The organism is Bacillus sp. B4EP4a (assembly GCF_006680105.1).
In the GTDB taxonomy this organism is placed as follows: Bacteria; Bacillota; Bacilli; order Bacillales; family DSM-1321; genus Peribacillus; species Peribacillus simplex_E.
Genome location: NZ_VHIK01000048.1, coordinates 1 through 12,195, shown reverse-complemented (window position 1 = coordinate 12,195; position 12,195 = coordinate 1). Strand labels below are relative to the sequence as shown.

The window sequence follows — 12,195 nt, the reverse complement described above, 5'->3', positions numbered from 1 at the left end:
TCGACTTTTTACATTAGACGTTTTGTATAGTTTTTGATTCAATATTTGCACATATTGTTTGTTTTTGATTTTCCCATATTCATAATAATCATGAACAGAAATTCAGGCTTTCAAAGCCGATGTATATTTCCTTTTATTTTCTCTTTGATCAGCAGACTTCACAGCCATCATTTTATAATGGAATATAGCTTTAGGTCTTGATGCTTTCCCTTAACAAACATTCCTTTTCTTATGATTCCCTCAAAAGACATGCCAGCCTTTTGCATGACTCGCTCTGAACCCAAATTTTCAACGAAGCACCGTGCTTGTATTCGAACTAGGTTCATATTTTCGAAGCCAAAGGCGATTATCTTTTGGGCTGCCTCCGTCATCAAGCCACTCCCCCAATATTCGGGTGCAAGCACATACCCGATTTCTGCACTATGATGATCAACCTGCCATGTAACAAAATCAATCGTACCAATCAACTTACCACTTTCCTTGTGTTCTATGCCCCATGGAGCAATTTTCTTATCCTCATAATTTTGTAGGATAAATCGGATGAAATCTTTTGTATCACATAGGGAACGATGAGCTTCCCATGTGACGTAACGGGAAACTTCACTGTTGGATGCATAAGTGAACATGTCTTCGGCATCATTCATGGTGACTTTCCTCATAACCAAGCGTTTTGATTCCATAGTAGGCAGCTGTCCATATATGTCTTTCACGTTCATGATTACACCCCATTCCATTTATTACTAGTATTATAGCAAGATTGTTAAGCAATCGCTTTCCCCTTTGAAATAATATCGAAACTTACGAATAATTCCAGAAAAAATGATACAAGCGATGTAAAATGGATCCAGACATGGAGCGCCGGAGTGAATGCATTACCCTGTCAACCGGCGTTCATGCGTATCTCATTTCAGAAATGATATCGGGTTAATGCTTGCCTCAACAAAGTAGATAAATATAGTAATCAACAGCTTGCAAAGACTTGGCATCACGCACATAGGAAGGCGTAATCTCGTCATTCAATACGTATTGGTTCACGCGCTTATGGACAAAGATATTGCGGGCGCTGGACTTTGATGTGTTTGAAACGAAGCCACTTCCTGAGAATAGTCCGTTATGGGGGGCTGAACAATGTAATCATCACTCCGCACACATACGGAATTTTACGACCAAAGGCTTAGATATTTTCATGCCAAATTTAATGAACAATCTAAATGGAAAAAACATTCAACAAATTTGCTTGATTACAAAAAAAGGTATCAAGAATTATTCATTGTCTGTGAACATAAATAATCTTCCTTTGTTAGCTTGCAGATTCCGACATTATCTGTTATATTTAAAAAGAATTATTTTTGTTCGGGAAGATTGATAAGTGAAAAACTTTTCGTCTAATGATTGAGCAAGGGTAGTAACACAATGTGTGGATTCACACTAGGAGGCAACAACAATGGAACAAGGTAAAGTAAAATGGTTTAACGCAGAAAAAGGATTTGGCTTCATCGAACGCGAAAACGGAGACGATGTATTCGTACATTTCTCAGCTATCCAAAGCGAAGGATTCAAATCATTAGACGAAGGTCAAGAAGTTACTTTTGAAGTTGAGCAAGGTCAACGTGGACCCCAAGCTACTAACGTTCAAAAAGCGTAATTTTAAATACAATATATAACGGACCCTACTTGTAGGGTCTGTTTTTTTGATTGAAAAAGCAATCATAAAAAAACCCTATTCACATGGAATAGGGAACATGAAACAAGTTTAGTAAATGGTAAACTCAGTATAACACACTAGGAATAGAAACCCTAATTTATCCGAAAAGTAAAAATTATCAAGCACTTTCGAAGCCCTGGATTCCCTGATATTACCCCATTCATTTCTTTTCCACTTCATATGTTCGATCTGTTCCCCATGGATAAAACGGTGGCATATCAGTGCTGCTTTTCATTTTGAATTCGGCTTTCCTTTTTTCGAGGAAAGCTTCAATCCCTTCTAGTGCATCCGCTTGTTTTCCGGTCCAATGAATCATTTTTGATTCTATTTTGTGTGAGTCAACAGGATGGTTTGCACCGAGCATCGTCCACATTAACTGCCGGGATAGCGTCACAGAGACGGAAGATGTATTTTCCGCAATGTCTGTTGCAATTTCCATTGCAGCCGACATCAATTCGTTTGGCTCGACGATCTTATTTACCAACCTTCCCTCATATGCTTCACTGGCTGAAATCATCCTGCCGGTAAAAATCCATTCGGAAGCTTTACCCATTCCGACAAGCCTAGGTAAGAACCAGCCGCTGCATGCCTCCATCGTTATCCCCCGCCTCGCAAATACAAAACCCATTTTTGCATTTGATGAAGCAATTCTAATGTCCATGGGCAAAGTCATTGTTATGCCTATCCCGACTGCCGCTCCATTAATGGCCGCTATCATAGGTTTCTTCATTTCAAAAATCCGTAATGACAACATTCCCCCTGCATCGCGATATTCAACCAAAGGAGTGTGATCCATAAAGGTTTCTGCACCTTTTTCCAAATCCATTCCAGCACAAAAAGCATCCCCAGCGCCAGTTAAAATGACGGCTCGTACGTCATCATTTTCGTCCGCTTCATTAAAAGCGTGAATCATCTCCTCACACATCTTTTCATTGAAAGCATTCATTTTCTCAGGACGATTAAGAGTAACAATCATGACACGATCGACGATTTCACTAGTTATCGTGGAATACAATAACAGTCCCTCCCTCTCTCACAAATTGAAAAAATTCTACAGAAGTTAATTTTTACATATAATTACATATTATATGTTTTATTTTCAGATTCCTAGTAATTTATTTTGACATACTGATAAATAATTTAAATCTTCAGGATAATCGCTCCTATTCTAAAAATATTTTACATAAATGTGTAAAAAAGACCAGTTGCAAATGCAACTGGTTTTTTTGTTTACCAATATAAATGACAAGCAACGAAATGCCCTGGTTTTTGTTCTTTCCATTCAGGTACAGCACTTGAGCATATCTCCATCGCTTTAGGGCAGCGAGTTCGGAATACACAGCCGCTCGGCGGATTGATGGGACTTGGTACATCGCCTTTAAGTACGATTCTTTCCCGTTTAATAGTGGGGTCTGGAATTGGCACTGCAGAAAGCAAGGCCTGTGTGTAAGGGTGAAGCGGATCTTTCGTTAAAGAATCACTATCCGAAAGTTCCATCATCCTTCCAAGATACATGACTAAAATGCGATCTGAAATATACTTGACCATCGATAAATCATGCGCGATGAATAAATAAGTCAATCCCATTTCTTTTTGAAGCTCTTTTAATAAGTTGACCACTTGAGCCTGTATCGAAACATCCAAGGCAGAAATAGGTTCATCACAAACGATGAATTTAGGGTTTAAAGCCAAAGCCCTTGCAATTCCAATACGCTGGCGTTGTCCACCACTGAATTCATGCGGAAAACGAGTGATATGTTCCGGACTTAAACCAACCAGCTTTAACAGGTCTTCCACCCGTTTTCTTCGCTCTTTACCTTTTGATATCCCATGAATGGCAAGTGGTTCCCCAATCAATTCCTCCACCTTCATCCTTGGGTTCAAGGATGCGTAGGGATCTTGGAAAATCATTTGTATTTCACGGCGGATATGTGACATTTCCCCGGGTTTGTAATCGAAAATATTTTTCCCCTGAAAAAGAACTTCTCCATCTGTCGGTTCATAAAGTCGAGTGATTGTACGACCTGCAGTCGACTTACCGCAACCACTTTCCCCAACAAGACCAACAGTTTCCCCTGGATAGATTTTGAGATCCAAACCATCTACCGCTTTCAGCGATTGAGAACCAATAGGAAAATACTTTTTCAGATTCTTTATTTCAACAAGAGGAGAATTTTCGTTGTCTGTCTTTTCTTTTACGGCCTTATTTTTCAGTGAAACCATTGGTTCTCCTCCTTTATACATTAGTCGGTACTTGTACCTGTGCCGCCTTTGCCATTGGGTGGTGCAGCCAGCATGCGGCTGTCTGACCTTCTTCCACTACTTCAAGCTCCGGATCATGGTCTTTGCACACTTTCATTGCTGATTCACATCTTGGATAAAATGGGCATCCTTTTGGCGGATCCAATAAATCCGGTGGTGAACCGATTATGGGAACCAACGGAGCCGTTTTTTCCATATCCAGCCTTGGCACCGTTTTAAGCAGACCTCTTGTATATGGATGCTGCGGGTTTGAAAATATAGCTTCTACTGTACCCGTCTCCACGACCTTGCCTGCATACATGACGACTACCCGTTCACAAGTTTCCGCAACCACACCTAAATCATGAGTGATTAAAATGATGGAAGTATCCATTCTACGTTGGATATCTTTCATCAGTTCCAAAATTTGCGCTTGTATCGTTACATCCAAAGCAGTTGTAGGTTCATCGGCAATCAGCAATTTCGGTTCACATGCAAGGGCCATCGCTATCATCGCCCTTTGGCGCATACCCCCTGAAAACTCATGTGGATATTGCTGCATCCTTTTTTCCGGCTGAGGAATACCTACCAGTTTAAGCGTTTCCAACGCGCGTTCGTATGCATCATTTCGGGACATGTTTTTATTATGCTTTAAAATACCTTCCATAATCTGGCTGCCGATTTTTGTAGTTGGATTGAGTGAAGTCATCGGATCCTGGAAAATCATGCTGATTTCATTTCCGCGAATCTTCTGCATTTCCGTCTCACTCATTTTAAGAAGGTCTTTACCGCCAAAGTTTATCGACCCTTTTCCATACTCTGCTGGAGGTGTTTCCAGTAATCTCATGATAGATTTCGCTGTAACACTTTTGCCGCATCCGGACTCCCCAACAATGGCAACGGCTTCCCCTTTTTTCACTTCAAAGTTCACGCCGCGAACCGCTTGCACTTTTCCTGCATAAGTATGGAAGGTGATGTGTAAATCGTTGACTTCTAATAGGTTCTCCATCATCGTCCCTCCTATTCTAGTAATATCAAATCTTTATGTGAGGACTCATTTATTTCCGTAGTTTTGGATCTAGGGCATCCTGCAATCCGTCACCAGCCACATTGAACGCGAACATGGTTAAGGAAATCAATATTGCAGGGATTAAAAGTTGATAGAAATTCCCTACCAGAATGCTTCCTAGGGCATCACTTGTCAATGTTCCCCAGCTTGCCTGAGGTGCTGGCACTCCCAGTCCCAAAAAGCTAAGTGTAGCTTCGGCAAAAATAGCAGTAGGTACAGTCAATGTTAAATTGACCAGGATCGGTCCCATTGTATTTGGAATCATGTGCTTTCTTAATGTCCAGCTCGTATTGGCACCAGAGATGGTTGCAGCATGGATATATTCATTCTCTTTTAGTTGTAAAACCTGTCCACGTACCAGTCGCGCCATCGGAATCCACCCTGTAATCGACATTGCAATGATGATCGGCAGAATACCAGGTTTTAATACGACCATCATTAAGATAACCATCAATAGGTATGGGATCGCATAGATTACCTCAGCAAACCGCATCATGATATTATCTGTGCGTCCACCGCGAATGGCTGAAATCCCGCCATAAAGGACACCAATTAAAAAGTCGATCAGCGCTGCCATCAATCCAATGAACAAGGATATCCTCGCACCATACCAGGCTCGCGTAAATAGATCCCTTCCTGATGAATCCGTTCCAAACCAATGCTCGCTATTTGGGCTAAGATTCTTTTTCTCGAAATCTTGTCCATAATAAGTATATCCGTTAATATATGGACCAAAAATAGCCATCAAGACCAAGAGGATAATAAGAACAAATCCCGTCATCGCCAGCTTATTTTCTTTAAACCGACGCCAGACGTCAGACCAATATGAAACTGTAGGTCTGGCTATTTTTTCAGCTTCCTTAAAGTTGTCTTCTGCGGGTTGGAACATATCTTCGGTTAAATGCACTTTATCTGCCATTATTTCTTCTCCCCCGTCACTTTAATTCTAGGATCAATCAACGTATAGGCTATATCAACAATGAATATCAATAGGATAAGCACCGCACTATACACAATTGTGGAACCAAGAATGACCGGGTAGTCTCTGTTGGATATTCCCTTTACGAACATATCTCCCATGCCTGGAATACCAAAAATACGTTCAATGATGAAGCTTCCTGTCACTATATTAGCCGTAAGGATGCCCAGAATCGTAATAATCGGCAATAACGCATTCCGAATCGCATGTTTGATTATGACACCGCTCCGTTTCAATCCTTTGGCCTTTGCTGTCAAAATGTAATCCTGCCCCATTACTTCAAGCATGCTTGTCCGCATCAATCTCGCGATGAAAGCAAGTGGCATCATCGAAAGGGCAATGGATGGTAAAATGGTATGCTGCCATGTCGCCCATGTAGCTACTGGGAATATATTCCATTTTATCGCAAAATAATTGATTAAAATAGTCGCCAAGATAAAGTTAGGAACGGAAATCCCTACGATGGCAATGACCATTGATAAATAGTCGGGCCATTTATTTCTTTTCAGTGAAGCCACTACACCCAAAATTAGCCCAAAGAAGATGGCAATCACCAATGCTTGTGCCCCTAAGTGTAAGGACACTGGAAATCCCTTCAAAATGTAATCATTCACAGAAATGGATGAGGATTTCAATGAAGGACCAAAATCAAATTGAACGACTTCCAATAAATAATTCCCATATTGGGTCAACAACGGCTTGTCCAATCCATAGTGGACTTGAAGGTTTTCATAAACAGCAGGAGGCATAGCTCCTTCTTTCGCAAATGGATTTCCCGGAATCGTATGCATTATGATGAACGTTAATGTAATAACAGCCCATAAAGTAATAATCGCCCATTTAAAACGGTTTAATGTATATCTCAACATGGTAATCACCCCAATCATCGATTTTCTAAGGAGTTGAAAACGGAAATGAATTCATGAAATATTCAAATTCGCAATTGAAAAATGGGGTATGTCCTTAATCGGACATACCTCCCATTTCACTTTTATCCTTCTCTTACTTTTTATCCGCGTAAATAAAGTTCGGATAAGCGTTAATCGGAGCATAGACTCCAGTAACATTCGATTTAACCATATATGGTTTTGTGTAGAAGTAAACCGGAAGGATCGGCATTTCTTCAATCATAACTTCCTCTGCTTTATGTAAAGCAGTCATGCGTTCTTTTGGTTCCATTGTAGATTTTGCCTCTTTTAATAAACTATCATATTCTTTGTTGGACCAACCTGCATCATTATAAGCCCCGTCAGTTTCCCAAAGCATGAAGGTCATCGGGTCAACATAGTCACCAACCCATCCTGCACGGGAAATTTCGAAGTCGCCAGCTTTTTCACGATCAAGCTTAACTTGGAATTCTGCATTTTCAAGTGTCACTTCAACACCTAGGTTATCACGCCACATCCCTTGAACGGCTTCAGCAATTTTCTTATGGGAATCTAAAGTGTTATACAAAATTGAAAACTCAGGTAATTCTTTCATGCCTTCTTCAGCAAGACCTTCTTTTAACAATTTCTTAGCTTCAGCTGCGTTTTCCTCAAACAGGTCACCTGTATTTTCTTGGAAATCACCTGTTGCATCAGGAATTCCCGGAGGGACTACACCAAATGCAGGCTTTTGACCGCCTTGAGCAACATTTTCGGTAATTTCTTTACGATTGATAGCCATTGATAGCGCTTTCCTAACCTTTGCATTGTTGAAAGGTTTTACTTCCGTATTAAAGTTGTAATAGTAAACAGCAAGTTCTGCGCCGTTTTTAAATTCTTTGTCTCCAGAATTAACCAATTGGCCTTGCACGTCCACTGGCAGTGGATAAGCGATATCCAATTCGCCACTCTGATACATTTGCCATGCTGTATTTTCATCTTCAATTAGAGCAAAGTTAACCGCATCCAATTTGATTTTATCTTTATCGTAGTAATTTTCATTCTTTTCGATTTTCAGGCTTTCTTTATGTTTCCACTCCGTTAATTTGAACGGACCGTTTGAAACGTGTGTTTTTGCATCCAAAGCCCATTTTGGATTTTCTTCCTGTACCTTTTTATCGATTGGATAGAAAGTATAGAAAGAAGTCAAGTCAAGGAAATATGGTGTAGGCTGTTCCAAAGTAACGACTAATGTATGATCGTCTGTCGCTTTAACGCCTACGTCCTCTTCCTTCCCTTTCTTACTGTTGTAAGCTTCCCCGCCTTTAAGATAATAAAGTTGGTAAGCATAATCAGCAGCTGTTTCCGGTTTCAAAGCATATTTCCAAGCATATTCGAAGTCATTGGCTGTAAGCGGATCTCCATTTGACCATTTCAAACCATCTTTCAATTTGAATGTCCAAGTTAATCCATCCTCACTGATTTCCCATGATTCTGCAGAACCAGGTACGATTTTGCCTTCTTCTGTTTTCTTTGTCAGTCCCTCAAACGTATGTTCAAGGATCCATGATTCATGAGTACCTTGCGCATTTGCAGGGTGAAGCGAACCAGGTTCACTTGAGTTGTTTACGTTTAATACTTTTGATCCGGATGAGTCACCCGAGCCGCCTTCTTTTTCATTCGAAGTTTCCTTCGAACCGCCGTTGCATGCCGCAAGCATAAGCATGATGGCCATAAGAAGAGCAAGCACTGAAAATTTAGACTTTTTCAAAAAATATTCCCCCTTATCTTTAATCTTTCTTAGGATATTCTCATTTAAGAGATTATCCTTCTAGCACCTATTAATCTTCCGTATAGTACATATAATGTCAGCGAGGAAAGTTAGAAGCATTCATTGCAGGAATTCACCAAAAACAACTAGCGAACCGTTTGCATAAATCTGTATTTTTCCCTAAAAAAAGCATTAATGCAGTTTACTAGTAAAAAATCACCCTCTTTTCAACCTCGCTAAGGGTACTATACCTCGAATTAAAGATGTTGAATTTTAAGTATATTACGAATAAATCAAAAAATCAATAAACCGATGAGTACTTTTTCACAAGATAGTAATTATTTGCTAATCAATTCGATCTAGATACTAGGTAAAAAGAAATGATAACCTATTTGATGTAAAATGACTTCCGACTTCCAGTGGTTTTTTCAAACACCTTTATGACAGTATTCATATAAGTTCGCTCGTCTATTTTTTTCTAAATATTCTAATAATTCCAGTCAGGTTGGTTACTAAGACCACTTTCCTAGCAAACCATTCCCAATTCAATAATATATTTTAGTAGAATAATATTTTTTCTCAATAAAGTATTGAGTTATTTTCAAGCAAATCCCAAATAACGGATAATAACTATGTAGGAATAAAGATATTCCATCAGTTTCTCACCTATATGTACGTAGCAAATCCAATGAATAATGACCCTTCCTCATTTATGATTAAATAAATATAATGACACGAAAAGTAAACAAATGCCTGCCACCTTTTTCGCATCCAATGGGATTCGTACACCTCCAAATAAACCGAAATGGTCAATGACTGCCCCGATCAGTATCTGGCCTGCGATAACCCCGACCAATGCAGGTGCAACTCCAATCTGAGGGACGACCAATACTATCACAATGACATAAATAGCCCCTAACAGTCCGCCTATCAATTGCCATTTTGGTACAAACGCGATGGCAGAAATGTTTCCATTTCCCGCGAACAAAACAATAAATAATAAAGCAAGTGTTCCGATCCCAAACGAAATGAAAGAAGCTTCAATAACCCCCACTTTTTTCCCTAATCCACCATTGATTTGTCCTTGTATGGCAATGGTGATGCCGCCTAGGACCGCAAGCAACGGAAATAGTATCTTCACAATGATTTTGCTCCTTTTTATGTCCGTCCATCCGGACTGATTAATGAATCCGCACTCTATTTTAACATGAAAAATATGTATATTGTCCTTTAGTGATATAAATTGATCCTAACGGGAGAGATATTCCACAAATAAAAAACTGGCACTATTGGCCAGCTGCAATGTTCTAATACTAAACTATAATCTATTTGATCCCTGAATACTTTGTTGTCTTAACTGGCAATACTCTGTACTTAACAAGGAAAATACAAGGGCATCATGGGATTGATTCCGAAGAAATAGATAACTTCGAAGACTGCCCTCCTCTTTGAATCCAAATTTCTTCAATAGGTTTCTGGATGCAATATTATCCTTGAAAGTTAAAGCCGCAATTCTGATTAGTCCCAATTCTTCAAAGCAATAGCGCAATACTTCGTTGACGGCTTCAGACGTAAAGTGATTCCTCCAATATTCGGGATGGATTTCATATCCTATTTCGACGCGTTTGTTCGCGAGGCTCAATTGATTCAGGCCAACAGTACCGATGAATTTGCCTGAATCCTTTAAAATGACTCCCCACCGCATCCCACGTTTGTTTATATAAGCACTTTTAAACGAATCGATTAAGCGGCGGGCATCTTCAACTCGGATTAAACTTTCTATTCCATCATATTTGGTCACTTCATCTTTAGAGAGAATTTCGAACAGACTTTCAGCATGATGGTGACCTATTTCGATTAAACGCAGCCTTTCTGTTTCCAATTCCTTAAACCACATCGAAGAATCCCCCCGGTATTTTCAGCTGTCTACTTTATTCTATTCGTGAAGAAGAGATACCTTTCTTAATGTACAATACTTTTTGAAAAATCCATTTCTTTTACATACAATGCCGAGTCCTAATGTCCTCCCTTTATAATCAAATCCATGATGATATGGGAAAGGCTGACACTGTAAACCGTCCCATTCCGCCATAACCTTATAAGTAATAGCAATTTGGATGGTTAGGATACATTCTACTATCGTCGGTAAACCATCATGGGTCTCACCAAAAAGAGCCCCCAGGACGACATTCAGGCCCGTATCTGCAAAAAAATAGGCACAGTGTGCCCCCGATGAACCTCTTCCTACTATACAAACATCACATGAAAGATTCTCTTCCAACATTGGATATTTTCTAGCTTCAAATTTATCTTTTCCAAAACACTTTCCCTGCCTTTAAATCCATTCAATTCCACCCTTAGGATAATTTATTGAATCGATCATTTTTAGTTCCATATAACTATATCGTTTTGATGTTATTATTATTTTCCCTGACAAATATGGCCTGCAAACGTAAAATGATTCTTTATCTACATGAAATAATTCTTCCAATTTATCAAAAAGCCCTATGATTTTGGTTACCCTTAACACACTTCCGGGTTATATGGACCCTTAACATCATCTTCCCATTCGATACCTTTTTCCCATTCCAATAGAGATTGTTAATGAGCTAATTTTACACAAAACTATTTTTATAGCATACTATACTTCCAATCCAGATATTCTACTAGGAGGAATCAAAATGAAGAAAATCATCCTTTTATCAGCACTGTCTCTATCCCTATTATCTCCAACAGTTGCTCTGGGAGCCAATACATACGAGGTGGCAAAAGGAGATACCTTAACGAAAATAGCTACTGAATATGATGTCAGCATTGACGAATTACTTAAAACGAACTCTGCTATAAACGATGCAAATCAAATTCGAATCGGACAAATCATAAATCTTCCCACGTCCAACACCACAGTTAATCGCGCAGAAAGTCAATCAGTTGAACAGCAGGTCCTTAGTTTAGTGAACGAAGAACGGTCAAAATCGGGCCTACCTTCCCTTAAAATGGATACAGCCATTTCTAACGTAGCAATTCTGAAATCTGAGGATATGCGAGATAGTAATTATTTCAATCATACAAGCCCCAGTTATGGATCGCCTTTCGAAATGATGAAATCCTTTGGGATCAGTTACAAGTACGCAGGGGAAAATATCGCAGCAGGTCAACCTAGTGCGGATGCTGTCATGAAATCATGGATGAACAGCCCTGGACATAAGGCCAATATCCTGAACAAGAACTATACACATATTGGAATTGGGCATGTGACAGGTGGGAAATACACCCACTATTGGACCCAGCAATTCATTGGAAATTAAAAACGTTAGAGGCGGCAGATTGCCGCCTCCTTTTTTTATCCTTATATTCCAAATCTAAAGCTTGCTATTATCCGGGATTAGAGACTCCAAGCAAAAATATGCGGGACCTTTCACTTTATATAGAAAAGACGTCTTGCATTTTTCGCTTCAATAAAAAGTCGTTCTTCATTTTTTTTGTTGGATGAATACTATAGGAATATACGTAAAGTAGTTATATCATACTATCTTTCAATTATCGTTCTTATAAAAATAAAAT

The 12,195-nt window shown here is 39.4% G+C and carries 11 protein-coding genes; 2 read left to right on the top strand and 9 right to left on the bottom strand.

Translation table 11 applies throughout. The features are described from left to right. Window positions 1–167 precede the first annotated feature (167 nt). Window positions 168–716, bottom strand: coding sequence for a GNAT family N-acetyltransferase (locus FNK51_RS22080; RefSeq protein ID WP_141994691.1), 549 nt, complete (start codon window positions 714–716; stop codon window positions 168–170). Between the two features lie 728 nt (window positions 717–1,444). Here FNK51_RS22080 and FNK51_RS22075 point away from each other — a divergent pair. Beyond that, entirely contained in the window at window positions 1,445–1,645 is a 201-nt protein-coding gene (locus FNK51_RS22075) for a cold-shock protein (protein ID WP_029714163.1), read from the top strand. 220 nt (window positions 1,646–1,865) lie between these two features. Here the strand turns inward: FNK51_RS22075 and FNK51_RS22070 are convergent, their stop codons facing one another. From FNK51_RS22070 to FNK51_RS22035, 8 genes are all read right to left on the bottom strand, one after another. After that, entirely contained in the window at window positions 1,866–2,720 is an 855-nt protein-coding gene (locus FNK51_RS22070; protein ID WP_218925100.1) for a crotonase/enoyl-CoA hydratase family protein, read from the bottom strand. A 215-nt stretch (window positions 2,721–2,935) separates the two neighbouring features. Next, window positions 2,936–3,928: an ABC transporter ATP-binding protein gene (locus FNK51_RS22065; RefSeq protein WP_063235004.1), complete on the bottom strand. Its 993-nt coding sequence runs from the start codon at window positions 3,926–3,928 to the stop codon at window positions 2,936–2,938. A 13-nt stretch (window positions 3,929–3,941) separates the two neighbouring features. Next, window positions 3,942–4,955, bottom strand: a complete 1,014-nt coding sequence (locus FNK51_RS22060) for an ABC transporter ATP-binding protein (RefSeq protein WP_141994690.1) — start codon at window positions 4,953–4,955, stop codon at window positions 3,942–3,944. Between the two features lie 49 nt (window positions 4,956–5,004). Further along, window positions 5,005–5,934, bottom strand: a complete 930-nt coding sequence (locus tag FNK51_RS22055) for an ABC transporter permease (RefSeq protein ID WP_063235006.1) — start codon at window positions 5,932–5,934, stop codon at window positions 5,005–5,007. Then, on the bottom strand, window positions 5,934–6,863 hold the full coding sequence (locus FNK51_RS22050; RefSeq protein ID WP_141994689.1) for an ABC transporter permease: 930 nt from the start codon (window positions 6,861–6,863) through the stop codon (window positions 5,934–5,936). The genes FNK51_RS22055 and FNK51_RS22050 overlap by 1 nt, the downstream gene beginning before the upstream one ends. 133 nt (window positions 6,864–6,996) lie before the next feature. Beyond that, window positions 6,997–8,631 (bottom strand): peptide ABC transporter substrate-binding protein, encoded by a 1,635-nt coding sequence (locus tag FNK51_RS22045; protein ID WP_286178824.1) that lies wholly within the window; start codon window positions 8,629–8,631, stop codon window positions 6,997–6,999. A gap of 706 nt (window positions 8,632–9,337) precedes the next feature. Further along, the gene (locus tag FNK51_RS22040) at window positions 9,338–9,772 is read right to left on the bottom strand and encodes a DMT family transporter (RefSeq protein ID WP_141994688.1); all 435 of its coding nucleotides are present in this window, start codon (window positions 9,770–9,772) and stop codon (window positions 9,338–9,340) included. Window positions 9,773–9,949: 177 nt separating this feature from the next. Then, the gene (locus FNK51_RS22035; protein ID WP_098369509.1) at window positions 9,950–10,528 is read right to left on the bottom strand and encodes a GNAT family N-acetyltransferase; all 579 of its coding nucleotides are present in this window, start codon (window positions 10,526–10,528) and stop codon (window positions 9,950–9,952) included. A gap of 784 nt (window positions 10,529–11,312) precedes the next feature. On the opposite strand from FNK51_RS22035, the gene FNK51_RS22030 reads away from it, so the two are divergent. Then, a complete protein-coding gene (locus FNK51_RS22030; RefSeq protein ID WP_141994687.1) occupies window positions 11,313–11,939 on the top strand; it encodes a CAP domain-containing protein in 627 nt (208 codons plus the stop codon). Window positions 11,940–12,195 lie beyond the last annotated feature (256 nt).